Genomic DNA, 24,196 nt, shown 5'->3' with positions numbered 1-24,196 from the left:
GCTCACTCCCCGGCGCCGTCGGCGGGTTGCGCGCGCTCGGCAAGGTCCTGCAGGAAGCCCGGGATCCGACCCGTCCCGAAGTCGAAGTACCGCGCCCACGTCGGCGTGATCCCGATGCGCGCCATGCGCGGGTACATCGCGCGGCACGCCTTCTCGAACGCGGCGGCCGCGTCGGGCGCCATGCTCTTCCGGGACGCGGCGAGGTACTCCTCGACGACCCCGTCGACGATCCGGACGTCCGCCCGTCCGCGGACCGACAGCGTGCGCGTCTGGTCGGGGGCTCCGGCTCCGCCGGCGCCGTCGATCGCGAGGGCCACGTCGGGCCGTGCCGTGATCGCCGCGACCTTCGGCGCCTCGGTCCCCGTCGCGACGACGAGCTCGGTACCCGTCCAGTAGATGCCGACGGGGACGACGCGGGGCGTGCCGTCCTGCGCCGTGTACGCGAGGTGGGCTGACGTCGCCTCGAGCAGGTCAGGGGCGGCGGAGAGCTCCGCGTCGATCTCGTGCTGGTCCATCAGGGCGTCCTCCCGGATCGGTGCGTGCGCTCGACGGCGAGCGACTGCGTGCCGAGCACCCGCGCGAGCTCGAGCTTCTCGGCGTCGTCGCTGCCCGGCTCGGCGGAGTACACCATGACGCGCAGGTCGTCGCCCGCGACGACCAGCGTGTCGCAGTCGACGGTGATCCGCCCGACCGCCGGGTGCTCGACGACCTTCCGGCGCGCGAGGGCCACCTCGGCGGCGCCGACGTCCCCCGCGTCCCACAGCGTGACGAACTGCGGGCTCGCGGCCCGGCACGTCGCGACGAGGCGGCGCACGTGCGGGTCGTCCGGGTAGCGGGCCGCCGTCATGCGCAGGTCGCCGACCAGCCCGGCGACGACCTCGTCGCGCTCCCCCGGCGCGTGCGCGACGCGCGTCTCGGCGCCGGTGAGATTGCGCCACAGCCCGTTGCGCTCGATCCCGTGCCACGCCGTCGTCGGCCCCATGAGGGCGTCGTACGCGGCGTTCGCGGTCAGCAGGTCCCAGGCCGCGTCGTAGACGACGACCGGGTTGGCCTCGAGCCGATCGAGCAGACGCTGCACGCTCGGAGAGATGCGCCGCGGGACGGTCGTCGGGCCGGGCACGGCGAGGTCCGCGAGCCGGAACAGCAGCTCGCGCTCCGGGCCGGCGAGCCGCAGCGCGCGTGCCAGCGCCTCCACGACCTGCGCGGACGGGGACGTCGCGCGGCCCTGCTCGAGCCGGGTGAGGTAATCGACCGAGATGCCGGCGAGCGCGGCGAGCTCCTCGCGGCGCAGCCCGGACGCCCGGCGGCGACCTCCCACGGACACCCCGACGTCCTCCGGGTGCACCCCGTCGCGCCATCGGCGCACGGCCTGCCCGAACGCGGTCGACGACGTCTCCATCCCCTCAGTGTGCGCCGGACGGTCGCCGCGGCGTGACGTGCCGCACCTCGGAGGGTGGCCCTGTCGGTCCTACGACAGGCGGACGACTGGTTGCCGGCCGTCCACGGCGGCACCGTGGAGGACATGACGACGACGACAACACTGATCACCGGAGCGAACAAGGGCATCGGCCACGAGACCGCGCGGCAGCTCGTCGCGGCGGGGCACACCGTCTGGGTCGGGGCACGGGACGAGCAGCGCGGTCGGGCCGCGGCGGACGAGCTCGGCGCGCGGTTCGTCCAGCTCGACGTCACCGACGACGCGTCCGTCGCCGCGGCCGTGCGCACCATCGACGCAGCGGGCGGGCTCGACGTCCTGGTCAACAACGCGGGCATCGAGCCGCGGCTGGACGGCAACGTCGTGCCGACTCCCGCCGACGAGTCCGCCGACGACGTCCTGCGGACGTTCCAGACGAACGTGGTCGGTGTCGTGCGGGTCACGCACGCGTTCCTGCCGCTGCTCCAGCGGTCCGCGGCGCCCGTGATCGTCAACCTGTCCAGCGGGCTCGGGTCGCTGCAGGACCTCGCCGACCCGGACAGCTACACCCACTTCTACGCCGGGCTGAGCTACCCGGCGTCGAAGGCGACCGTGAACGCGCTCACCATCCAGTACGCCAAGGCGTTCCCGTCGTTCCGCGTGAACTCCGCCGACCCGGGTTACACGTCGACGGACCTCAACGGGCGGGCCGGGACGCAGACCGTGGCCGAGGGCGCGAAGGTCGTCGTCCGGCTGGCGACGCTCGGACCGGACGGGCCGACGGGGACGTTCGTGTCGCGGCACGGCCCGGTGGCGTGGTGAGCTGACACCGCCTCGCACCCGGCCCCGTCGCCGTGGGTCGGGGGTTGCCGGGAGTCATCGTGACGCCACGCACCCGAGCCGTGGACGCCGCGGCGCACCGCAACGCAAGACCTCCCGACCTCCGAGCGCGCGGGGCCCCATCCGCCTTCTGCCACGGGCGCTCGGGTGCTCGGCGTCACGAACATCCTCCAGGACGCCGGCGGCCGCCGCGGATACGAACCACTCACGCTCGGCCGAGCCTGGCGAGGTTCCTATCCATCCGCCGGGTCGCCGGAGGAGCCTCCCCCTCGTGCCCACGTTCGCGCGGTGGGATGCCAGATCAACCCGCTGGCAGCGTCGGTCAGGACGGGGTCGGCGAAGTCCTCCACCTCGTCGAGCAGCGACTGGAAGCTGTCCGGTGTGCTGGTGGTCAGTCGCTGCTTGCGTCTCCAGGCGCTCCAGCGCGCCTGGGCGATCTCGCCCATCCCGGCCAACGTCTCGCCCAGACCGTGCAGGTCGACCTCGCGATGGCTGGCCACGACCCTGATCGCCGCGGCGAGCTCACGCTCGTCGATGGTCTGGGTGCGAGTGATCGCGGCGACGTCGACGAAGTCCCGCCATCGCGTGTTCGCCGCACCCCGGTCGATCGCGGTGACGATCTTCTCCGCCAGGACCATGTGCGGCGGGTAGCCGTTCAGCTCGACCTCGCCTCCGAGGAGCAACGGCAACCTCGTCGCCTGCGGTGCGGGCCAGATCGGATCACCGAAGTTGACGTCGAGGTGGATCGGAACCCGCGCCTTGGACAGGGTCGCGAGCAGGTGGACGCGGACGCCCGCGTAGTCCGCCTCCTCGCGGATGGACTCGCTGCGGACCGCACCGGCATCGAACGCCAGACCGTCGACCACGTCGGTCGCGATGATCTGGCGTATCTGGCGCTCGACGTCCTCGACGTCGTTGGGGAAACCTGACGCGGCCAGATCGATGTCACGCGTCGGCCGCCGCGCTGCGAAGGCTGCGAGCAGCACGCCGCCCTTGAGGACGAAGTCGTCCCGAAGGCCCGAGGCCGCCAGACGGGTCAGGAATCCCTCGAGGGCGTACAGCGCCAGGTATTCGGCCGGGTCACGCCCTTGTGCCTTGGCGAGGTTGCGCAGGTCGTTGTACGCGCGGCCGGCTGGAGTGTCACGCGTCGGGTTCGGACTCACAGCAGCACCTGGAGCGACTGCCGGATCGCGGCGACCGTCCGCGGGAAGTGCCCTGCCGTGCGCAGCAGACCGGCAGGTGAGCTCCCGGGAGCGCGGACCCAGCGACGCAACGCCTCGTTGGCCTGGTCGATGCCCTCCAGGTGCGCGACCCGGAAGGCGTCCACGATGGTCCGCTCCGCCGAATACACCGACAGCTCCGGGGGCTCGGACACGGCGGTGCGACCGATCTCGAACGTCGCCGTCGCGAAGGCGTGCCAGGTCACGTGCTCGAAGCCTGCAGGGAACCTGGTGCCCCGTGGCAGCGCGATATCGGTCGCGAGCGGGATCTCGTCGCTCAGCCCGTGGTACACGAGCGCGCTCGTCAGACACATCGTCGCGGCCGGCTTGACCGCCGTGGCACCTGCCAGCGACGCCACGGTGGGATTCAGTTCCCCAGGGCGGATGTAGACGCCCCGGCCGATCCTTTCCAGCTCGCCGGACCGGGCCATGCGGTACACCTCGTCCTTGCGCAGCCCTGCCGCACGGGCCGACTCAAGCGTCAGGACAGCCATCGCCTGCCTCCTTACTGTCTACAGCAATGCTAGACGTGTCGACAGTAAGGAGCTCATGCGACACGCCTGACGGCGCACGGCCATGGTCGAGTCATGGGTTTGGCACCGCGCAAGACCCAGGCCATCATCACCACAGTCAGCCACGGCGCAGCGACACGCCTTCGACCGACCACGGGGCCTGGCCGACCGGCGACGCCGCCTCGGGCTACTTCTCGGCGCCGAATGGCGAAGGCCCGGACCTGCACATGCTCGCAGGTCCGGGCCTCCGCCCGAGGCGCACCGGCTCACGCCGGCGTTCCGTCAGAGGTTGATCATGTGCCCCGCGAGACCGTGGAACGCCTCCTGCAGCGCCTCGGACAGCGTCGGGTGCGTGTGGACGTTGCGCGCGAGCTCGTTGGCCGTGAGGTCCCACTTCTGCGCGAGGGTGAGCTCGGGCAGCATCTCGGAGACGTCGGGGCCGATGAGGTGGCCACCGAGCAGCTCGCCGTACTCGGCGTCCGCGATGAGCTTGACGAACCCGACCGGGTCGCCGAGGCCGTGAGCCTTGCCGTTGGCCATGAACGGGAACTTGGAGACCTTGATCTCGCGTCCCGCCTTCTCGGCCTCGGCGCGGGCCTGCGCCTCGGTGAGGCCGAAGCTCGCGACCTGCGGCTGGCAGAACGTGGCGCGCGGCATCATGCGGTAGTCGCCCAGCGGCATGGTCTCGGCGCCACCGATGGTCTCGGCGGCGACGACGCCCTGCGCCTCGGCGACGTGCGCGAGCTGGAGCTTCGCGGTGACGTCGCCGATCGCGTAGATGTTCGGGACGTTGGTGCGCATGAAGTCGTCGATCGCGATGGCACCGCGCTCGGTCAGCGCGACCCCGGTGTTCTCCAGGCCGAAGCCCGTGACGTTGGGGGCGAACCCGATCGACATGAGCACGCGGTCCGCGACCTTCTGGCCCTGCGAGCCGTCCTTCGCGGTGTACGTGACGGTGACCTGGTTGCCGTCGTCGACGACGGTCTCGACCTTGGTGGACGTGAGGATGTCGACGCCGAGCTTCTTGTACTGCTTGGCGATCTCCTTGGAGACCTCCTCGTCCTCGTTCGGGAGGGCCCGGTCGAGGAACTCGATGATCGTCACGTCGACGCCGAAGTTCTTCAGGACGTACGCGAACTCCATGCCGATCGCGCCGGCGCCCACGATGACGAGGGACTTCGGCAGGTCGCGCGTGAGGATCTGCTTCTCGTACGTGACGACGTTCTCGGACAGCTCGACACCGGGCAGGAGGCGCACGGTGGAGCCCGTCGCGATGATCGCGTTCTCGAACGTGACGCGCTCCGTCGAGCCGTCGGCCTGGGCGACGTCGAGGGTGTGCGCGTCGACGAACGTGCCGCGGCCGTCGAGCTCGGTGATCTTGTTCTTGCGCATCAGGAAGTGGATGCCCTTGACGCGACCGTCCGCGACCTCGCGGCTGCGGTCGAATGCCACGCCGAAGTCCATGGACGTGTCGCCCGAGATCCCGAAGAGCGCCTTGTCGTGGTTCAGGAGGTGCGCGAGCTCCGCGTTGCGCAGGAGAGCCTTGGAGGGGATGCAGCCCACGTTGAGGCACACACCGCCCCAGTACTTCTCCTCCACGACGGCGACGCGCAGGCCTAGCTGCGCGGCCCTCACCGCCGCGACATATCCACCAGGTCCAGCACCGAGAACGACGACGTCGAAGTGTTCAGCCACGGGTCCGAGCCTATTCCACGTTCCGGGGTGCCCCCCACCCCGAGGAACGTGACGTCGCGCTCAGTGCACGAACCGGCGGCGGGTCAGCGGGCCCGGACCTCGTCGACGCCCAGGTTGGCGAGCGCGTCGGCGCGCTCGTTGCCGGGGTCGCCGGCATGCCCCTTCACCCACACCCACGTCACGGTGTGGCGCTGGACCTCGGCGTCGAGCGCCTGCCACAGCTCGACGTTCTTCACCGGCTTCTTGTCCTTGGTCTTCCAGCCGTTGCGCTTCCAGCCGACGATCCAGGACTTCATGCCGTTCATGACGTACGACGAGTCGACGTGCAGCGTCACGGCGCACGGACGCTTGAGCGCGCGCAGACCCTCGATGACTGCCGTGAGCTCCATGCGGTTGTTCGTGGTGGTCGCGTCGCCGCCGAACAGCTCCTTCTCATGCGTGCCGTACCGCATGAGGACGCCCCACCCGCCGACGCCCGGGTTGCCCTTGCAGGCGCCGTCGGTCCACATCTCGACCTTCCGGGCCGCGGAGGCGTCGGCATCGTCGGGGGCGGCGGCGTCGTCGGGCTGGGTCACGAAGGCGTCGGAAGGCACGCGCCCCACCCTAGGCCCCGGAGAGCGCGCCGCGGAGGTCCGCGACGGCTGCCGCCGCGAGGGCCGCGAAGTCCCTCGTCTCCTCCGACGCGACCCACTGCGCGAACGCCGTGTGGAAGATCGCGACGACGGTGCCCGCGGCGACCGTCGAGGCGCCGGCGGCGAGGCCCCGGGCACGGAACACGTCGGCGAGGTCGGAGGTGATGGTCGTCATCTTGAGGAGCTCGCGCTCCTGGAGGCCGGGGTGCCCGGTGATGATCGCGGCGCGCCGCCGCGACCAGGCGCGCCGCTCCTCGCTGAAGAACACCGAGAGGCCGCCGACCACGCGCTCGGCGAGGTCGAGCAGGGGCTCGCCGACGGGCGCTGCCTCGACGGCGGTCCGGAAGGCGCTCCGAAGCTGCTCCTGCCCGTCGAACAGCACCTCTCGCTTGTCGGCGAAGTACCGGAAGAAGGTGCGCTCGGTGAGCCCGGCGCGGTCGGCGATCTGCGCGACCGACGTCTCGTCGAAGCCCTGCTCGGCGAACAGCTCGGACGCAGCGACGCGCAGACGGTCGGGGGTGTCGGGCTGCCAGCGGGCCATGCTCCCCATCCTAACGGTGATGTCAGCCACTGACATGACGGTGCTACGCTGCATGATGTCAGCGACTGACATCCCGTCTTCTGGAGGCACCATGCGCTACTTCGTCACCGGGGCGACCGGCTGGATCGGTTCCGCCGTCACCGCCGAGCTCCTCGCCGCCGGGCACCAGGTCGTCGGGCTCGCCCGCTCCGACGCCAGCGCCGCGAAGCTCACGGCGCTCGGCGCCGAGGCGCTCCCCGGCACCCTCACCGACCTCGACGTGCTCCGCGACGCAGCCGCCGCGTCAGACGGCGTGCTCCACCTCGGCTTCGTCCACGACTTCGACCACTTCGCCGAGTCGGGGCGCATCGAGCGCGCGGTCGTGCAGACGTTCGCCGACACGCTCACCGGGTCGGACCGGCCGTTCCTGCTGGCGTCCGGCGTCGCAGGCCTCGCGCCCGACCGCGTCGCCACGGAGCACGACCACGTACCCGAGGCGTTCACCGGCCCGGACGCGCCCCGCGGCGGCTCCGAGGCGCTCGCCCTCGAGTACGCCGACAAGGGCGTGCGCGTCGTCCCGCTGCGCTTCGCCCCGACGGTCCACGGCCCTGGCGACCACGGCTTCACTGCCCGGCTCGTCGAGATCGCCCGCGAGCGGGGGGTCGCCGCCTACATCGACGAGGGGACCAACCGGTGGGCGGCTGCGCACCGGCTCGACGTCGGCCGCATGGTCGTCCTGGCGCTCGAGAAGGCACCCACGGGACAGCCGGTGCACGGCGTCGCCGAAGAGGGCATCGCGACCCGCGACATCGCCGCCGCCATCGGGACGGGGCTCGGCCTGCCGATCCTCTCCGTCCCCCGTGACTCCGCCGACGAGCACTTCGGCTGGCTCGGCCGCTTCTTCGGCATGAACGGGGCCACGTCGAGCGCCCGCACGCGCGAGCTGCTCGGTTGGGCACCGACGCACGCGACCCTCTTGGAGGACATCGCGTCGGGCAGCTACTTCGGCTGAGACGGTTCGTCGACGGACTGCCGTCCCCTGGGCGGACCCAGGCCGAAGGTGGTAGCCAAGGAGGCATGAACATCACCGTTCTCGGCACCGGCATCATGGGCTCCGCACTGACCGGCACGCTGCGCCGCGCCGGCCACGACGTCACCGTCTGGAACCGCACGCGCGAGCGCGCCGACCGCCTCCTCGAGACGGGCGCCGGCGTGGCGGACACCCCGGCGACGGCGGTCGCCCAGGCGGACGTCGTCCTGTCCGTGGTCTTCGACGCGGACTCGGTGCTCGACGTGCTCGAGGAGGCCGCACCCGCGCTGCCCGCCGGCGCGGTGTGGGGGCAGGCGACGACCGTCGGCGCGGACGGCACGCACGAGATCGCGGTCCGCGCGGCCGAGCTCGGCGTCCCGCTCGTCGAGACCCAGCTCGTCGGGACGAAGGGCCCGGCGGAGCACGGCGCGCTGACCATCCTCACGGCAGGCGACCCGGCGCTCGTCGACAAGGCCCGGCCCGCGCTCGACGCCATCTCGGCGAAGGTCCTGCACGCCGGCGACGAGCTCGGGCAGGCCACCGCGCTCAAGCTCGCGTGCAACGCGTGGATCAGCGCGCTGACCGTCGGCATGGCGCAGGCCCTGTCGATCGCGACCGCGCAGGGCCTCGACGGGCACCTCGTGCTCGACGCCATCGAGGGTGGCCCGGCGGACTCGCAGTTCGCCCGGATCAAGGCGGGTGCGATGCTGTCGGGCGACCTCACGCCCTCGTTCCGCCTCGACACGCTCCGCAAGGACGTCGGCCTCATGATCGAGGTCGCCCGCGCGACCGGAACCACCGCGACGATGCTCGACGCGCTGAGCCGCCTGCTCGGCGTCGCGTCGCTCGACGGGCACGGTCGCCACGACATCGCCGCCGTCTACGACGCGTTCACGAACACCCCGCTGGGCTCGGGCGACTGACCGCCTCGCGCTCAGCCCAGCCGCTCTCCCCCGCCACTCAGCCGAGCAGGCGGCGCAGCTCGGCCTCCGCCGATGCGGTCCGCGCCGGGTCGATGGTCGTCCCCGCGTCGTACAGGTCGACGACGCGCGGGTCGACGTAGCTCGCCCGCGCGATCGCAGGCGTGTTGCCGAGGGTCGAGGACGCGTCCCGCATCGCCTGCGCGACGGCACGCTTGCGCGCCGCGACCGTCCGCTCGGGGCCGTGCTCCGCCAGGGAGACGGCCGCCGCGATCGTGCCGTGCAGCGTCCGGAAGTCCTTCGACGAGAACTCGCCGCCCGTGCGCGCCCGGACGTCCTCGTTGATCGCTGCCGCGTCGAGCGCGACCCACACGTCCCGCCCGCCGACGTCCACGGGGACGACGACCGCGTCACCCTCGCCGCCGGCGCCGCCCGCCGAACCAGCCAGCGCGTCGTCCAGCGACGACGACCGGTCGGCCCGCGCATCGACCACCTCGCCCGGCGCGTCTCCGGCGAAGCCCAGGAGCCGGTCGTCGGGGTCGGCGCCCGACCGCTCCGCCAGCACCCGCGCGAGGGGTGCGTCGACGACCTCCGACTCCCACGTCTGGCCGGACTTCGCCGGGAAGCGGAGCAGCACCGCGTCGCCGTCGACGGTCGCGTCCCGGACCCTCAGCGTCGAGATGCCGCGGCTGCCGTGCCGGGTCGCGTACCGCTCGTTGCCGACGCGCAGGTGCGCGACGTCGAGCAGCCGGAACGCGGCCGCGAGCGCCCGCCGCTGCGTGGGTGCGTCGCCGCCGAGGTCGCGGGTGACCCAGCCGCGTGCCGCGGGGAGCGACTCGGCGAGCACGAGCATGCGGTCGAACTTGGTGCGGTCGCGCCGTGCCCGCCACTGCGGGTGGTACAGGTACTGGCGACGACCGGCCGTGTCCACACCCGTGGCGAGCACGTGGCTGTTCGGGTGCTGCGAGATCCACACGTCGGTCCAGGCCGGCGGGATCGCGAGGGCCTCGAGAGCGTCACGCTCGTCGGCGTCGACGAGCTGGCCGGACCGGTCGTGGTAGGTGAACCCGGTGCCGGACCGGGCGCGGGTGTAGCCGGGGGCGGACAGGTTGGCGCGGCGCAGTCTCGGCATCAGTCCTCGCTGACGGTTGCGGGCTCACGGTCGGTCGGTCGCTCGCTCACGGTTCCTCCCGCACGTCGGCGGGGTCCTTGTCGGGCCGCCAGCCGCGCCACCGGGGCTGGCGCAGCCGGTGGTCCGCCGTCCACTCGGCGAACTCGACCTCACCGACGGACCGCGGGGTGACCCAGTGCGCGTCACGCGCGTCGGCCGCGGGGACGTCCTCGAAGGGCGGGGTCTTGCGGGCGGTGCGGGCGAACCGTTCACCGGCGTCCCGGAGGGCGGCCTCGGTGAACCCGGAACCGACCCGTCCGACGTAGCGCAGCGTCCCGTCGGCGTCGGGCACGCCGACGAGCAGCGAACCGACTCCCCCGGACCGGTTGCCCTGCCCAGGCCTCCAGCCGCCGACGACGACCTCCTGCGTGCGGGCGTGCTTGAGCTTGACCCAGGACCGCGAGCGCCGACCCTCGCTGTACGTGGACGTGACGCGCTTGGCGACGACGCCTTCGAGCCCGAGCCGCTTGCTCGTCGTGAACGCGTGCTGGAAGTCGCCGTCGAACGCGGGCGGCACCTTGACGACGTCGTTCTCCCGCACGAGCGCCTCGAGCCGTTCCCGTCGCTCGCGGTACGGCAGGTCGACGAGCGGCTCGCCGTCCGCCTCGAGCAGGTCGAACAGGAAGACGTGGACGGGCACCCGGTCCATCGCCGCGCGGATCTCGCGAGGGTCGGCCAGGTTCATGCGCTGCTGCAGCCGCCCGAAGCTCGGCCGTCCCTGCGCGTCCAGCGCGACGATCTCCCCGTCGACCACGGCGTCCGCCCGCACGGCGTCACCCAGCCCCTGCACGACCTCCGGGTACGAGACGTCCTGGTCCTTCCCGTTCCGGGACGTCATCGTGACGCGCGTCCGCCCGTCCTCCTGCACGACCCGCGCGACGGTCCGGATCCCGTCCCACTTCATCTCGAACGCCCACTCCCCCTCCCCCCGCCCGGTGACGTCCCCGACCACCCCGGCGCTCGCGAGCATGGCCGAATATGCCCGCCGCGCCGAGGACGCGGCAACAGACGACTGCCCAGACGACCGCCGAGAACGACCGGAATCGCGACCCTCCGCCGAGGAAGCCATGGCCGACGACGACGGTGACGCGGACGAGGACGCCGGACGAGAACCGCCTGATGCAGCACCCCCCGAGGAATCCGTGGCCGACGACGACGGTGACGCGGACGAGGAACCCGGGAAGGAGCTGTCGTCGTCGGGTCGTGGTCGGGTCTGGCGGGAGGCCGCGAGGGACGAGCGGCCGGATGGTAGACCCGACGACGACACGTCCTCCCCGGCGCCCCCAGCCCCAGCCCCAGACCCCCCAGACACCCCGTCCTGCGACTTCGTCCGATGGATCAACCACTGCGACGTCGGCGCCCCGTGCGCTCCTTCTCCCTCGGCGGCCTTCGTCCGGATGAGGGCGAGCCTCCGGTCTCCCCGTTGCTCGCCGTGCAGGACGACGATGACCTCGTCGTCCCTCCACTTCTCGGTCTCGTACGTCCCGGTGTCCCAGAGGGTGACGGTCCCGGCGCCGTACTCGCCTTTCGTGATGGTGCCTTCGAAGCTGCCGTACTCGAACGGGTGGTCCTCCGTCTGGACGGCGAGGTGGTTGCGTCCGGGGTCGACGGGTTCGCCCTTGGGGAGCGCCCAGGACACGAGGACGCCGTCGCGTTCGAGCCGGAAGTCCCAGTGGAGGCGTCGGGCGTGGTGCTCCTGGATGACGAAGGTGTCGTCCCCGCCGGGCGTGGGGGCGGCGGCCGGGACGGGTTCGGCGGTCTTGGCGGGGTCGCGCTTGGACCGGTAGACGGTGAGGCTGTCGCGCTCTGGCGGGCGGTCCGCGTCGTGGTCCGCGTCGTCGTCGGACGGGATGGCGGCGGCGTCGACGCGTCCGGCGTCGAGGTCGGCGAGCGGGTCCTTGCGCCGCTTCGCCCGCGCGAGCACCGCGGTGTGGTCGAGCTGGCGCAGGTCGGCCGCGGCCTTGCCGGTGAGCTCGCGCCAGGTACGCGGTGCGGCGACCCAGGGGTGCGAGCGTCCGCGCAGCGAGTAGGGGGCGACGGTGGTCTTGTTGCCGTTGTTCTGGGACCAGTCGAGCAGCACCTTGCCGCCCCGCAGGGCCTTCTTCATGTCGGAGACGACGAGGTCGGGGTGGTCGGTCTCGAGGGCCCGGGCGAGCTCGTGGGCGACGCTGGTGACCTGGGCGCTGGTCTGGCGTCCGTCGAGCGGTGCGTAGAGGTGGATGCCCTTGGAGCCGGAGGTGACGGGGACGGGGTCGAGGCCCATGTCGGCGAGGATCTCGCGGGCGAGGTGGGCGACCTCGACGCACTCGGGCAGGCCGGCGCCGTCGCCGGGGTCGAGGTCGAGGACGAGCCGGTCGGGATTCTTCCTCGCGCCTCGGGGCCCGAACCGCCATTGCGGCACGTGGATCTCGAGCGACGCGATCTGGGCGAGCCACACGAGGGTGGCGGCGTCCTGCGCGAGCGGATACGCATTCGTCCCATGGTGGTGCTCGATGTCGTGCCGGACGACCCAGTCCGGGGTGCCGGCGCCGAGGTTCTTCTGGAAGAAGGGCTGCTCGTCGACGCCGTTGGGCCAGCGCTTGCGGGTGACGGGCCGGCCGACGACGTGCGGCAGCATCGTGGGAGCGATCGCGGCGTAGTACTCGATGACGTCCCGCTTGGTGGTGCCGGTCGCGGGGTAGAGCACCTTGTCGAGGTTGGTGAGGCGGATGTCGTGGCCGCCGGTGGTGACGACCTGCTCCGTGTGGTCGCGCGAGGTCAGCACGCGGCGCCCACCTCCTCGTCCTCGTGTCGAGCCGGCAGCGGCCGGAACACTCCGAGCGCCGCTCCTGACCTCGATCGTCGCCCGGATGCGCTGCCGTCGCGCGCGGGCGAGACTGGCGGAATGCGGGCGATCTGGTCGGGTGCCGTGACGTTCGGCCTCGTGAACGTGCCGGTCAAGCTGTACAGCGCGACCGAGTCCCACGACGTGCCCCTGCACCAGGTGCACGACGCGGACGGCGGTCGCATCAAGTACGAGCGGCGGTGCGCGAAGGACGGCGAGGTCGTCCCGTACGAGCACATCGCGCGCGCGTACGACGACGGCACGCACGTCGTGATGCTGTCGGACGACGACCTCAAGAAGCTCCCGGCGGAACGGAACCGGGAGATCGAGGTCGTGGAGTTCGTGCCGAGCGACCAGGTCGACCCGATCCGGTTCGAGAAGTGCTACTTCCTGGAGCCGTCGGACAAGTCGGCGAAGGCGTACACGTTGCTGCGCCGGACGCTGGAGTCGACGGACCGGACCGCGATCGTGCAGTTCGCGCTACGGCAGCGCACCCGACTGGGCGCCCTCCGGGTGCACGGCGACGCCCTGGTGCTGCAGGCCTTGCTGTGGGACGACGAGGTGCGCGAGGCGTCGTTCCCGGCGCTGGAGTCGGAGGCGAAGGTCACCGACAAGGAGCTCAAGCTCGCGCAGGTCGTCGTCGAGAGCCTTGAGGGTGACTTCGACGCGTCGGCGTACGTCGACGAGTACCAGGCGGAGCTGCGGCAGCTCATCGACGCGAAGCTCGAGAAGGGCGACGCGGTCGCGTCGTTCCAGGCTGACGACGAGGACAAGGACTCGGGCGGAGAGGTCCTCGACCTCATGGAGGCGCTGCGCCGGTCGGTCGCGAAGAAGCGCGGCGGGTCGGCGTCGGCTGCGGACGACGCCGAGGACGCCGAGGACGCGAAGCCGAAGGCGACGCGCCGCAAGACGTCGACCTCGAAGGCGAGCACCCGCGCGAAGAGCGCACCGAAGGACGACAAGGCTCCCGCGCGCCGCCGCAAGACCTCCTGACCTCGACGGCCGCCGGCGGGTCAGCCCGCGCGGGCGACGACGTCCTCGACGGACGTCTCGTGGCCGCCGTACGTCGGCGGGGCGTGGACGAGCGCGTCCCACGCGCCCTTGAGCGACGCCGGTACCTCCCGCAGCCGGTAGACGATCGTCCTGCGGTCGTCGAGCGACGAGGAGACGGCCACCCCGTGGACGTCGAGCCCTGCGTGGTCGCACGCGTACAGGGCGCGGGGCAGGTGGTAGTCCTGCGTGACGACCACCGCGCTCGTCACCCCGAACACCTCGCGGGCGCGCATGCACGAGTCCTGGGTGTCGAACCCCGCGTAGTCGCGCACGACGACGCGCGAGGGGACGCCGTGGTCGACCAGCCAGTCACGCATGGCGGTGGGCTCGTCGTGGGACGTGCGGGAGTTGTCGCCCGAGACGAGCACCACGTCGACAGCGCCACGCTCCCACAGCTGGCGGGCCGCCTCGAGCCGGCGCTCGAGGTAGAGCGTCGGCGTGCCCTCGGCGGTCAGCCCGGCCCCGAGGACGAGCGCGACCTCGGCGTGCGGGGCGTCCGCGACCGACACCACCCTGGACCGTTCCGACAGCTGCACCACGGCGTACGTGCCCGCGACCGTGACGAGCGCGACGACGCCGGCAGCCGCGGTGACGGCAAGGATCGGGCGGCGGCGGTACCAGCGGGGACGCGTGCTCACGGCACCGGAACGTAGTCCACGGCGGGGCGGCGCGGGCGGGCGGCGCGCCACCCTTCACGGTTCGCGCCCACGACCCGCCCGCGCGTCGAGCCGGGGGCTACGACAACAGCTCGCGCACGTCGTCGGCGGTGAGCCCCGACGCCGCGGACGTCCCCCCGTCGAGCACGCTCGCGAACAGCGCCGACTTGGCCTCCTTGAGCCGCATGACCTTGTCCTCGATGGTGTCCTGCGCGACGAGCCGGTACACCATCACGGTCCGGGTCTGCCCGATGCGGTGGGCCCGGTCGACGGCCTGCGCCTCGGCGGCGGGGTTCCACCACGGGTCGAGCAGGACGCAGTAGTCGGCGGCGGTGAGGTTGAGCCCGAACCCGCCGGCCTTGAGGCTCACGAGGAACACGGGCACGCGTCCGGACGTGAACTTCGCGACCTCCGCCGCGCGCCGCCGGGTGCTGCCGTCGAGGTACGCGTGGTCGACGCCGGCGTCGTCGAGCCGGTCGCGCACCAGCCCGAGGTACCGCGTGAACTGGCTGAAGATCAGCACGTTGTGGCCTTCGGCGAGCACGTCGTCGAGCATCTCGAACAGCACGTCGAGCTTGGACGACGGGATCTCGGTGCCACCGCGCGGCCCCGCGGGGTTCCCGGTGCTGACCTCTCCCCCGTCGTCGACGAGCGACACGTCGAGCGCCGCCTGGCGCAGCACGGTGAGCGACCGGAACACCTTGAACCGGTGCGTCTCGAGCTCGTCGACCAGGCCGAGGACGTTGCGCCGCTCGCGCTGCAGGTACCGGTCGTAGGCGCGCCGGTGGCGCGGCGCGAGCACGACCTCGGTGATCTGCTCCTGGCGCGGCGGGAGGTCCTTCGCGACGGCCTCCTTGGTGCGCCGCAGCACGAACGGCGCGACGCGGCGGCGCAGGACGGCGAGCCGCCCGTCGTCGCCCTCGCGCTCGATCGGGCCGGCGAAGTACTGCGAGAACCGGTACGGGTCGGGGAACAGCCCGGGGCTGACGACCGACAGGATCGACCACAGCTCCATGAGGTTGTTCTCGAGGGGCGTGCCCGTGAGCGCGATCTTCGTGGCCGCGGGAAGCTCGCGCGCGCACTTGTAGACCACGGACTGCCGGTTCTTGACGAACTGCGCCTCGTCGAGCACGAGCATCGACCAGGCGATCGACCGGTACTCCTCGGCGTCGAGCCGGAACAGTGCGTACGACGTGACGACGACGTCGGCGCCCGCCACCGTGTCCCCGAGCGGCTCGCCCCGGCGCGCCCGCGTGCCGCGCACCGCGGCCGCCCGCAGGCCGGGCGCGAACCGCGCCGTCTCCGTCTCCCACATGTCGACGACGCTGGTCGGCGCGACCACCAGCACGGGCGCAGGACGCGGCGCCCCCGCGGCGGCCGCGACCTCGTGGGCGTGCACCACCGCGGCGAGCGTCTGCACCGTCTTGCCGAGGCCCATGTCGTCCGCGAGGACCCCGCCGAGCCCGTGCTCGGCGAGGAACGCGAGCCACTCGAAGCCCTCCTGCTGGTACGGGCGGAGCTGCGCCGCGAGCCCGGCGGGCGCCTCGAGCGGGCGCGGCGAGGCGCCGGCCGCGAGGCCACCGAGCGCGGCCCGCCACGCCCCCGCCTGCGCGTCCACCAGACCGAGCGCGTCGAGCGCCGCGAACAGGTCGGCCTGGTACCGGCCCACGCGCAGCACCTTGCCCATCGTGTCCTGCAGGTCGCGCGACTCCTCGACCAGCTCGCGCAGCCGGTCGAAGCGCTCGTCGTCGAGCGAGAAGTGCAGGCCGTCGGGCAGGAGGACGCGCGAGCGGCCCGTCGCGAGCGCCCGGAACACCTGCTCGAACGTGATCTGGTGCCCGCCGGCCCGGATCAGCACCCCCAGGTCGAACCAGTCGCGGCCGCCCGTCGGCGTGGTGCTCTCGCCGACGATCTCGACGCTGACCTCGACGTCCGCCGCCTCGCGGTAGTCCACGTCGGCGGGTGCGTCGGGGTCGACGACCGCCTCGATCTCGAGGTCAGGGTCGCCGTCCGCGAGCGCCGCCAGGTCCGGCAGCTCGAGGCCGAAGAAGTCGGCGGTCGCGAGCCCGCGCAGCTCGGCGTCCTCGACGGGGCGCGTGAGCAGGCCGTCGAGCCTTTCGAGGACCGCGCGCTCGCGGATGACGTCCCGGACGCCGTCGTCCGGCGTGCCGCTCGCGGCGCGCGCGGCCGCGAGCCGCGCACCCGAGTCCCCGTGCCCGGCCGGGTAGGTCGCCTCGACGACGGGCGGCTCGCCCGACACGTACCGCCAGTGCCACGACAGGCGCGCGACGTGGTCGGCGTGCCGCACGACCCGCAGGAGCAGCACAGGACGCGGCGGCTCGGGCAGCGCGACCCCGACGAGCGTCGCCTCGTCGAACCGCTGCGCGAGCGCCGGCAGCGCACGGCGCAAGAACCGGGGGGCGTCGGCGTCGGGCACGACGAGCGGTGCCTCGCGCAGCAGCAGGTCGGTCGCGGTGGCGTCGAGCGCGGTCGCGAGCCGCCCGAGCAGCAGCGCGCCGTCGGCGGTCGTCCCGACGACACCCCCGGCCGGCCGGCCCACCGGGTCGAGGTCGTCGGCCGGGACGTCGGCGTGCACCTCCGCCTCGACCAGCAGGCCGTCAGCGACCCGCGAGACCACGAGCTCCGACCGGGCGGCGGTCCAGACGACCTCGCTCTGCGCGCGGTCGGCGCCGACCAGGGGCAGCCCGACGCGTCGGGCGTCGTCGAGCAGCGCCCACAGCGCCGACGCGGGGAGCTCGTCGGCGTGCACCTGCTCGCGCGCGTCGAACGCGAACGCCGTCGGACGGGCGCCGCCCGCGAGGCCGTCGAGCGCCCGCAGCACCTCGAGGTGCTCGGCCGGCACCGTCCCGTCGCGGTACCGCAGGTCGCGCCACGAGATGCCCGTGCGGACCCACCGCCCGCTGCGTCCCCGGACGAGCGGGCGGAGCGCGACGCGCGGCACGAGCCGCAACCCGGTCCGCGCCGCCAGCCGCCGGGCGCGGTCGTCCGCGGGCACGAGCTCGACGTGCAGCGCGACCTCGTCGAGCCGGGCGCGCGCCCCGCGCACTGCGCCCGACCCCGCCGCGCGACCACCACCGCCGGGGGCGTCACCACCCGGACCGAGCAGCGGCGCGAGCGCGCGCTCCCACTCGGGGGCCGCCGCGTCCGCAGCGGCCGTGCCGGTCGAGCCGGCGCCCGCGTCGGCGGCACCCTCCTCCCGGGCCAGCAGCGCGAACAGCGTCGCCGCGACGTGCTTGCAGTCGTGCGCTACCGGGCACGAGCACCGCCCCGAGCGGGGCGTCCCGTGCTCGTCGAGCTCGACGACCGCCGCGTACGGGGTGTTGCTCGACCCCACGACGTGACCGACGACTCGCGACCCGTCCTTGCTGCGAGCCACGGCGACGACACGGCCCTCGGCCACGTACGCCTCCGCGCGGGCGGCCGCGGCAGACCCCACGAGGAGCTTGATCACGGCACGGTTGAGCACCCCGTCATCCAAGCACCCGCCGCCCACCCCCGAGGCGGCACAGCGCGACGGGCCGACGTGTCCCGCGCCACTCCCCCGCCACAGGCGAGCCAACCTACGCCCGCGTAGGATGGTCCAGCCCCTTTGTGTGCGCACCGCGGCCGCCGCCCCTCCGTCCCGACGGACTTCCCGACGGACACCGCGCGACCGACCACCCTCGTCGACCCGGGAGACCTCCTTGGACGGAAACGCCACGACCACGCACAGCAACGTCGCTCTGCTCTCCGTCGCCACGACCATCGCCCCCCAGGTGACCACGTCCGAGCAGATCGACGCGCAGCTCGCCCCGGCGCTCAAGCGCCTGCGGCTGCCGAAGGGTCTGCTGCAACGCGTGGCCGGGGTGTACGAGCGCCGCAACTGGGGCCCGGACCGCTCGTTCGACGAGGCCGCGATCGACGCGGGCCGCCGCGCGATCGCCGAGGCCGGGATCACGGCCGACGACATCGGACTGATCATCAACACGTCGGTGACGCGCCCCCACCTCGAGCCGTCGGTCGCCGTGCGCCTGCACCACGGGCTGGGCCTGCCGTCGTCGGCCCTGAACTTCGACATCGCGAACGCGTGCCTCGGGTTCGTCAACGGCATGAGCCTCGCGTCGTCGCTCATCGACTCCGGCCAGATCCGGTACGCCCTCATCATCGACGGCGAGGACGCGGACGAGGTCCAGCGCAACACCATCACGCGTCTGCTGCGCGACGGCATCAAGCGCAAGGACTTCATGAGCGAGTTCGCGAGCCTCACGCTGGGCTCGGGCGCCGCCGCCGCCGTGATCGGCCCGGCCGACGCGCACCCCAAGGGCCACCGCATCCTCGGCGGCGTGACCCGCGCCGCGACGCAGTTCAACGCCCTGTGCGTCGGCAGCGTCGAGGGCATGTTCACCGACGCGAAGGCGCTCCTCAAGGGCGGCCTCGACCTCGTCGTGTCCGCCTGGCAGGAGGCGCTGCCGCACTGGTCCTGGAAGGACATGGACCGCTACATCACCCACCAGGTGTCGCGTATCCACACGGAGTCGTTCGTCAAGGCCGTGGGCCTCGACGCGAGCCGCGTCCCCACGACCTACCCGACGCTCGGCAACGTCGGCCCGGCGTCCATCCCGATCACGCTCGCGCAGGAGGCGCCGACGCTCACCCCGGGCGACCGCGTCCTGCTCATGGGCGTGGGCTCCGGCATCAACACCGCCATGCTCGAGCTGGCCTGGTGAGCGCGGTCGCCACCCGTCCCGCCGCGTCCCGGCTCCCCGCCGCGGCATCCGTCCCGGCCCCCGCGCAGCGGCCACCCGCGCTCGACGGCCTCGACCCGGCCTGGTCGCGGCTCGTCACCGCGCCCGACGCGCACGGCACCCCGCGCACCTGGCACCTGCTCGACAACGCCGACCTGCTCGCGGCGCGCGACGGGAACGGCGGCGCGGCGCGCGGCACGATCCTCGCGGTGCACGGCAACCCCACGTGGTCCTACCTGTGGCGCCGGCTGCTCGCCCCCGCCGCGGAGGCCGGGTGGCGCGTGGTGGCCGTCGACCAGCTCGACATGGGCTTCTCGGAGCGCACCGGCACCCTGCGGACGCTTCCGGAACGCGTGCGCGACCTCGGCCTGCTGACGGATGCACTGTCCGCCGAGCACGCGCCGCACCGCCTGACCGGTCCCGTCGTCACCCTCGGCCACGACTGGGGTGGCGTCGTCTCGCTCGGCTGGGCCGTCGACCACCCCGACCTCCTCGCGGGCGTGCTGCTGCTCAACACCGCGGTGCACCAGCCCGAGGACGCCGCCGTCCCCGCCCCCCTGCGCCTCGCCCTCGCCTCCGGCGTCCTGGGCCGCGCGACCGTCACGACGCCCGGGTTCCTCGAGACCACCCTCGCGCTCGGGCACCCGTCGCTCCCCCGCGCCGTCAAGGACGCCTACCGCGCGCCCTACCGGACGGCCGAGCGCCGCGGCGGCGTCGGCGCGTTCGTCGCCGACATCCCGCTTGCCCCGGACCACCCGTCGGCCGCCGAGCTCGACCGGGTCGCCGAGGGCGTGCGCGCCCTCACCGTTCCGTCGCTCGTGCAGTGGGGACCGCTCGACCCCGTGTTCCGCGACCGCTACCTCGCGGACCTCGTGGACCGTCTCCCGGGCGCCCAGGTCCACCGCCACGAGGGCGCCGGGCACCTTCTCGCCGAGGACGTCGACTACGTCGCCCCGATCCTCGCCTGGCTCGACGCGTTCGGGCTGGGCGACGCCGAGGGCGCGGCGTCGCCGACCGCGACCGCGACCGCAGCGAGCGCCCGGCCCGCCGGCGAGCAGCCCGTCCGTCCGCCGCTGTGGCACCACCTCGACGAGCGCGTCGACGACCCGACCCCCGCGCTCGTCGAGATGGCGCCGCGAGGCTCGACGCACGCCGCCGGCGGCCCGCGCATCGTGAGCTGGCGGCTCCTGTCCCGGCGGGTGCGCGAGCTCGCGGCCGGCCTCGTGGCGTTCGGCGTGCGACCCGGCGACCGGGTGTCGCTCCTCGTCCCGCCAGGTGCCGACCTCACGGCGGTCCTGTACGCGTGCCTGCGCGTCGGCGCGGTCGTCGTCGTCGCGGACGCCGGCCTCGGCGTGCGCGGACTGACCCGCGCGGTGCGAGGCACCCAGCCCCGCTTCGTGGTCGGCGAGGTGCCGGGGCTGACCGCGGCCCGTGCGCTCGGCTGGCCGGGCCGCCGCATCTCGACGCACCAGCTCGCCCCGGCCGCCGCGCGGGCCCTCGGCGTGGACGCGTGCCTCGCGGACCTCGTCGAGCTCGGCGCCGCCGTCGACCTCACCGACACGTTCGACGGCACGTCCGCGCCCGGCAGCGGCGTCATCCCGTCGCCCGCGCCCGACGACGTGGCCGCGATCCTGTTCACGTCCGGCTCGACCGGACCCGCCAAGGGTGTCGTGTACACGCACGACGCCCTCGCGGCGGTCCGTGACGCCCTCGCCCAGCAGTACGACGTCGGACCGGACACGGGCCTCGTGGCCGGTTTCGCACCGTTCGCCCTGCTCGGACCGGCGCTCGGCGCGCGCTCCGTCACCCCGGACATGGACGTCACCGCGCCGCGCACCCTCACCGCACGGGCCGTGGCCGCCGCGGCAGCACGCGTCGACGCGACGGTCGTGTTCCTGTCGCCCGCCGCCCTCGCCAACGCCGTCGCGACGGCGGACGACCTGACCGGTTCCGAGCTCGCCGTGCTGGCGCGCGTGCGGACGTTCCTGTCCGCCGGCGCCCCCGTCGCCCCCGCGCTGCTCGCCGCCGCGCAGGACCTCATGCCGAACGCGTCCGCGCACACGCCCTACGGGATGACCGAGGGGCTGCTCATGACGGACGCGTCGCTCGGCGAGATCGCCACGGCGCAGCCCGACGGGCCGGGCGGGGTCCTCGTCGGGGCGCCCGTCGCGGACGTCGCGGTGCGGATCAGCGCACTCGACGGCACCGGTGCCGCGACGGGCGCACCCGCGGACGAGCGCGGGGTGACCGGTGAGGTCGTCGTCAGCGCGCCGCACCTCAAGACGCACTACGACCGCCTCTGGCTCACGGACCGGGCCGCCGTCCGTGAGACCCCCTCGGACTCCGCTACGGCCGGCGGTCGGGCACCGGGCGGGGCAGGGCGCTGGCACCGCACGGGCGACGTCGGGCACCTCGACGCGGACGGCCGCCTGTGGATCGAGGGGCGGCTCGCGCACGTGCTCACGACCGCGGCCGGTCCGGTCACGCCCGTCGGGCCCGAGCAGCGTGTCGAGGCGCTCGACACGGTGGCGCGCGCCGCCGCCGTCGGGGTGGGGCCGCGCGGCACGCAGCAGCTCGTCCTGGTGGTCGAGCCCGCCGTCCGCACCCGCCGCGTGCGGCTCGCGGAGCCCGTGCTCGCCCGCACGGTGCGGGCCGCCGTGGGGCTGCCGGTCGCCGCGGTGCTCGTCGTGCCCCGGCTCCCGACCGACATCCGGCACAACTCCAAGGTCGACCGGTCCGCGCTCGCCGCGTGGGCCGAGGGAATCCTCGCGGGCGGACGGATGACGCGCCCGTGAACGGCGCGACCGGCGTCGATGTCGCCCGGGCCGGTCTGGTGAACGGGTCGGGCACCGTCCTCGTGACCGGCGCGAGCGGCCTGCTCGGTCGGGCCGTCGCCGGCGACCTCGCCGCAGCGGGGTGGGACGTGCGAGCGTTCCAGCGCCGCCCCTCGGGCGTCGTGGGCGCGACGGACGCGCTCGGCTCCCTGACCGATCCGGACGCGGTGGCCGCCGCCGTCGCAGGTGTCGACGCCGTCGTGCACCTCGCCGCGAAGGTCTCGCTCGCCGGTGAGCCCGCGGACTTCGAGCGGGTCAACGTCGACGGCACGGCACGCCTGCTCGAGGCCGCCGGCGCGGCGGGAGCGGCCCGGTTCGTGCACGTGTCGTCGCCGTCGGTCGCGCACGCCGGCACGTCGATCGTCGGCGACGGGACCGGACCGGCGGACCCCACGCACGCACGCGGCGAGTACGCGCGCACCAAGGCGCTGGGCGAGCTGCTCGCCCTCGCGGCGGACGACCCCGCGATGAGGGTCGTCGTGGTCCGCCCGCACCTCGTGTGGGGACCGGGCGACACGCAGCTCGTGGAGCGCATCGTGGAGCGGGCGCGCGCCGGACGCCTCCCCCTGCTCGGGCACGGTCAGGCGCTCATCGACAGCACCTACGTCGACAACGCGGCGTCGGCGATCGTCGCCGCGCTGGACCGGGCGCCCGCCGTGCACGGCAACGCGTACGTGGTGACGAACGGCGAGCCGCGGACCGTCGCCGAGCTGCTGGCCGGGATCTGCCGCGCCGCGGGCGTGCGGCCCCCGGCGTGGTCCGTCCCCCCGTCCGTCGCCCGGTTCGCGGGCGGTCTCGTGGAGCGCGCGTGGGCCGTGCGCCCTGGCGCCGACGAGCCGCCGATGACCCGGTTCCTCGCCGAGCAGCTCTCGACCGCACACTGGTTCGACCAGCGCCGCACGCAGCACGACCTGCAGTGGGTGCCGGCAGTCACCCTCGACGAGGGCCTCGACCGGCTCGCGGCCTCCTACCGCACGGGCGCCGGGCCGACGGTCGCCTGAGCGTCGTCGTCCCACACGGCCGGCAGACCGAACCGGTCGAACAGGGCCTCGACGTCGAACCAGGCGATGACGCGTGACACGTCACCGTCCGGGGTGGGCCACACCTGCTGGAGCTGGAACGCCCGGTGGACCCCGTCGGCGTCACGCATGTAGAGGCCGAAGGCCGGCACGCCGTTGGCGGTGCCCGCGGGAACGAGCCGCATGTCCCCCGGTCCGCTGGCCGGGCACCACGTGGAGATGAGCCGCCCGACCTGCGGGGCCCCCGCGTACCACTCGGGGTACGGCGGCATCTCCCACAGCACGTCGTGCGCGAGCAGCCGCACGATCGCGGCGACGTCGTACGCCTCGAACGCGCGCACGTACGCCTCGAGGAGGTCGCGCGTGCGGGGGTCGTCGACGGGCGCCGGGTCGTCCTGGGCGGGCGCCTCACGGTCCATCGCGGCGCGCGCCCGCTGCAGCGTCGAGTTCACGCCGGCGACCGTCAGGCCGAGCGCGTCCGCGGTCTCCTTGGCGCTCCATGCCAGCACCTCGCGCAGCAGCAGGACAGCGCGCTGCCGGGCCGTGAGGTGCTGCAGCGCCGCGACGAACGCGAGCCGGACGGAGTCACGGGTCGCGGCCGACTCGGCCGGGTCCGGTGCCGGCTCGGACCAGAGGACCGCGTCGGGCAGCGGCTCCATCCAGTCGACCGCGCGGTCCTGCACGGGCTCGCGTGCCGGGTCCGCCGCGCCCTGGCCCAGCGCCGACGGCAGCGGCCTGCGCGACCGGCCCTCGAGGAACGTCAGGCACACGTTCGTGGCGATCCGGAACAGCCACGTGCGCAACGAGGCGCGCCCCTCGAAACCGTCCGCGGCACGCCAGGCCCGGACGTACGTCTCCTGGACCAGGTCCTCCGCGTCGTGCACGGAGCCCGTCATGCGGTAGCAGTGCGCCACCAGCTCACCGCGCTGCCGCGCGAACCCGTCCTCGAGCGCCTCGCGGACGTCCCCCACCGTCGTCGTGGTCATGCTCCGACCGTACGCGGGACCACCGACGCGCGGCTAGACCGGACGCCGCCCCGACGCACGTCGACGGTTGCTCGACCCGGGCCGGCGCCCACCCGGACTGCGTCGGGACACCCCTCGTCCTACGG

Annotated in this window: 19 protein-coding genes; 7 read left to right on the top strand and 12 right to left on the bottom strand. The window is 73.7% G+C overall.

Going from position 1 to position 24,196, the window contains the following annotated elements:
- Window positions 1–2: 2 nt before the first annotated feature.
- Together CLV34_RS09360 and CLV34_RS09355 are read right to left on the bottom strand one after the other, a co-directional pair.
- Window positions 3–515, bottom strand: a complete 513-nt coding sequence (locus tag CLV34_RS09360) for a pyridoxamine 5'-phosphate oxidase family protein (RefSeq protein ID WP_100350036.1) — start codon at window positions 513–515, stop codon at window positions 3–5.
- Window positions 515–1,399, bottom strand: coding sequence for a helix-turn-helix transcriptional regulator (locus CLV34_RS09355; protein WP_100350035.1), 885 nt, complete (start codon window positions 1,397–1,399; stop codon window positions 515–517). The genes CLV34_RS09360 and CLV34_RS09355 overlap by 1 nt, the downstream gene beginning before the upstream one ends.
- Window positions 1,400–1,522: 123 nt before the next feature.
- Between CLV34_RS09355 and CLV34_RS09350 the strand changes: the two genes are divergently transcribed.
- On the top strand, window positions 1,523–2,236 hold the full coding sequence (locus CLV34_RS09350; RefSeq protein ID WP_100350268.1) for an SDR family NAD(P)-dependent oxidoreductase: 714 nt from the start codon (window positions 1,523–1,525) through the stop codon (window positions 2,234–2,236).
- A gap of 251 nt (window positions 2,237–2,487) precedes the next feature.
- Here CLV34_RS09350 and CLV34_RS09345 read toward each other — a convergent pair whose 3' ends face one another.
- The 5 genes from CLV34_RS09345 to CLV34_RS09325 all read right to left on the bottom strand — a co-directional run bounded on the left by CLV34_RS09345 (window position 2,488) and on the right by CLV34_RS09325 (window position 6,854).
- Complete coding sequence (locus CLV34_RS09345) at window positions 2,488–3,417, bottom strand: nucleotidyl transferase AbiEii/AbiGii toxin family protein (RefSeq protein ID WP_100350034.1); 930 nt, start codon at window positions 3,415–3,417, stop codon at window positions 2,488–2,490.
- Window positions 3,414–3,968 (bottom strand): type IV toxin-antitoxin system AbiEi family antitoxin domain-containing protein, encoded by a 555-nt coding sequence (locus CLV34_RS09340; protein ID WP_100350033.1) that lies wholly within the window; start codon window positions 3,966–3,968, stop codon window positions 3,414–3,416. Before CLV34_RS09340 ends, CLV34_RS09345 begins: the two co-directional genes overlap by 4 nt.
- Before the next feature lie 300 nt (window positions 3,969–4,268).
- Entirely contained in the window at window positions 4,269–5,681 is a 1,413-nt protein-coding gene (gene lpdA / locus CLV34_RS09335; RefSeq protein ID WP_100350032.1) for a dihydrolipoyl dehydrogenase, read from the bottom strand.
- A gap of 83 nt (window positions 5,682–5,764) precedes the next feature.
- Window positions 5,765–6,190 (bottom strand): ribonuclease HI, encoded by a 426-nt coding sequence (gene rnhA, locus CLV34_RS09330; RefSeq protein WP_100350267.1) that lies wholly within the window; start codon window positions 6,188–6,190, stop codon window positions 5,765–5,767.
- A gap of 94 nt (window positions 6,191–6,284) precedes the next feature.
- Complete coding sequence (locus CLV34_RS09325; RefSeq protein ID WP_100350031.1) at window positions 6,285–6,854, bottom strand: TetR family transcriptional regulator; 570 nt, start codon at window positions 6,852–6,854, stop codon at window positions 6,285–6,287.
- A 55-nt stretch (window positions 6,855–6,909) separates the two neighbouring features.
- On the opposite strand from CLV34_RS09325, the gene CLV34_RS09320 reads away from it, so the two are divergent.
- Window positions 6,910–7,845, top strand: coding sequence for an SDR family oxidoreductase (locus tag CLV34_RS09320; protein ID WP_245859145.1), 936 nt, complete (start codon window positions 6,910–6,912; stop codon window positions 7,843–7,845).
- Between the two features lie 65 nt (window positions 7,846–7,910).
- Window positions 7,911–8,786, top strand: coding sequence for an NAD(P)-dependent oxidoreductase (locus CLV34_RS09315; RefSeq protein ID WP_245859143.1), 876 nt, complete (start codon window positions 7,911–7,913; stop codon window positions 8,784–8,786).
- Between the two features lie 37 nt (window positions 8,787–8,823).
- On the opposite strand, the gene CLV34_RS16725 is transcribed toward CLV34_RS09315, so the two are convergent.
- Both CLV34_RS16725 and CLV34_RS09305 read right to left on the bottom strand, forming a co-directional pair.
- Entirely contained in the window at window positions 8,824–9,915 is a 1,092-nt protein-coding gene (locus CLV34_RS16725; RefSeq protein WP_100350029.1) for a DNA topoisomerase IB, read from the bottom strand.
- 46 nt (window positions 9,916–9,961) lie between these two features.
- On the bottom strand, window positions 9,962–12,718 hold the full coding sequence (locus CLV34_RS09305; protein WP_245859141.1) for an ATP-dependent DNA ligase: 2,757 nt from the start codon (window positions 12,716–12,718) through the stop codon (window positions 9,962–9,964).
- Between the two features lie 120 nt (window positions 12,719–12,838).
- On the opposite strand from CLV34_RS09305, the gene ku reads away from it, so the two are divergent.
- Entirely contained in the window at window positions 12,839–13,771 is a 933-nt protein-coding gene (ku, locus tag CLV34_RS09300; protein WP_100350028.1) for a non-homologous end joining protein Ku, read from the top strand.
- Between the two features lie 20 nt (window positions 13,772–13,791).
- Here ku and CLV34_RS09295 read toward each other — a convergent pair whose 3' ends face one another.
- The gene (locus tag CLV34_RS09295) at window positions 13,792–14,469 is read right to left on the bottom strand and encodes a SanA/YdcF family protein (RefSeq protein WP_157803777.1); all 678 of its coding nucleotides are present in this window, start codon (window positions 14,467–14,469) and stop codon (window positions 13,792–13,794) included.
- A gap of 97 nt (window positions 14,470–14,566) precedes the next feature.
- On the bottom strand, window positions 14,567–17,974 hold the full coding sequence (locus CLV34_RS09290) for a DEAD/DEAH box helicase (protein WP_100350026.1): 3,408 nt from the start codon (window positions 17,972–17,974) through the stop codon (window positions 14,567–14,569).
- Between the two features lie 217 nt (window positions 17,975–18,191).
- On the opposite strand from CLV34_RS09290, the gene CLV34_RS09285 reads away from it, so the two are divergent.
- The 3 genes from CLV34_RS09285 to CLV34_RS09275 are packed head-to-tail and all read left to right on the top strand — an operon-like array spanning window position 18,192 to window position 23,067.
- Entirely contained in the window at window positions 18,192–19,214 is a 1,023-nt protein-coding gene (locus tag CLV34_RS09285; RefSeq protein WP_245859140.1) for a 3-oxoacyl-ACP synthase III, read from the top strand.
- Window positions 19,211–22,027 (top strand): alpha/beta fold hydrolase, encoded by a 2,817-nt coding sequence (locus CLV34_RS09280; RefSeq protein ID WP_100350024.1) that lies wholly within the window; start codon window positions 19,211–19,213, stop codon window positions 22,025–22,027. Before CLV34_RS09285 ends, CLV34_RS09280 begins: the two co-directional genes overlap by 4 nt.
- Window positions 22,024–23,067 carry an NAD-dependent epimerase/dehydratase family protein gene (locus tag CLV34_RS09275; RefSeq protein ID WP_281255185.1) on the top strand — a complete coding sequence of 348 codons (1,044 nt, stop codon included), beginning with the start codon at window positions 22,024–22,026 and terminating at the stop codon, window positions 23,065–23,067. The genes CLV34_RS09280 and CLV34_RS09275 overlap by 4 nt, the downstream gene beginning before the upstream one ends.
- On the opposite strand, the gene CLV34_RS09270 is transcribed toward CLV34_RS09275, so the two are convergent.
- Window positions 23,034–24,071, bottom strand: a complete 1,038-nt coding sequence (locus CLV34_RS09270; RefSeq protein WP_100350023.1) for a sigma-70 family RNA polymerase sigma factor — start codon at window positions 24,069–24,071, stop codon at window positions 23,034–23,036. The genes CLV34_RS09275 and CLV34_RS09270 overlap by 34 nt on opposite strands.
- Window positions 24,072–24,196: the final 125 nt, after the last annotated feature.

Origin of the sequence: Luteimicrobium subarcticum (assembly GCF_002798015.1) — a bacterium.
Taxonomy (GTDB): domain Bacteria; phylum Actinomycetota; class Actinomycetes; order Actinomycetales; family Cellulomonadaceae; genus Luteimicrobium; species Luteimicrobium subarcticum.
Note: the sequence above shows the minus strand (reverse complement) of the source record. Positions and strands in the feature narration are given on the sequence as shown.

Bases quoted from the DNA above. Each gene is read 5' to 3' on its own strand.
- CLV34_RS09360 (WP_100350036.1), bottom strand. From the start codon at position 515: ATGGACCAGCACGAGATCGACGCGGAGCTCTCCGCCGCCCCTGACCTG.
- CLV34_RS09355 (WP_100350035.1), bottom strand. From the start codon at position 1,399: ATGGAGACGTCGTCGACCGCGTTCGGGCAGGCCGTGCGCCGATGGCGC.
- CLV34_RS09350 (WP_100350268.1), top strand. From the start codon at position 1,523: ATGACGACGACGACAACACTGATCACCGGAGCGAACAAGGGCATCGGC.
- CLV34_RS09340 (WP_100350033.1), bottom strand. From the start codon at position 3,968: ATGGCTGTCCTGACGCTTGAGTCGGCCCGTGCGGCAGGGCTGCGCAAG.
- rnhA (WP_100350267.1), bottom strand. From the start codon at position 6,190: ATGTGGACCGACGGCGCCTGCAAGGGCAACCCGGGCGTCGGCGGGTGG.
- CLV34_RS09325 (WP_100350031.1), bottom strand. From the start codon at position 6,854: ATGGCCCGCTGGCAGCCCGACACCCCCGACCGTCTGCGCGTCGCTGCG.
- CLV34_RS09320 (WP_245859145.1), top strand. From the start codon at position 6,910: ATGTCAGCGACTGACATCCCGTCTTCTGGAGGCACCATGCGCTACTTC.
- CLV34_RS09315 (WP_245859143.1), top strand. From the start codon at position 7,911: ATGAACATCACCGTTCTCGGCACCGGCATCATGGGCTCCGCACTGACC.
- CLV34_RS16725 (WP_100350029.1), bottom strand. From the start codon at position 9,915: ATGCCGAGACTGCGCCGCGCCAACCTGTCCGCCCCCGGCTACACCCGC.
- ku (WP_100350028.1), top strand. From the start codon at position 12,839: ATGCGGGCGATCTGGTCGGGTGCCGTGACGTTCGGCCTCGTGAACGTG.
- CLV34_RS09270 (WP_100350023.1), bottom strand. From the start codon at position 24,071: ATGACCACGACGACGGTGGGGGACGTCCGCGAGGCGCTCGAGGACGGG.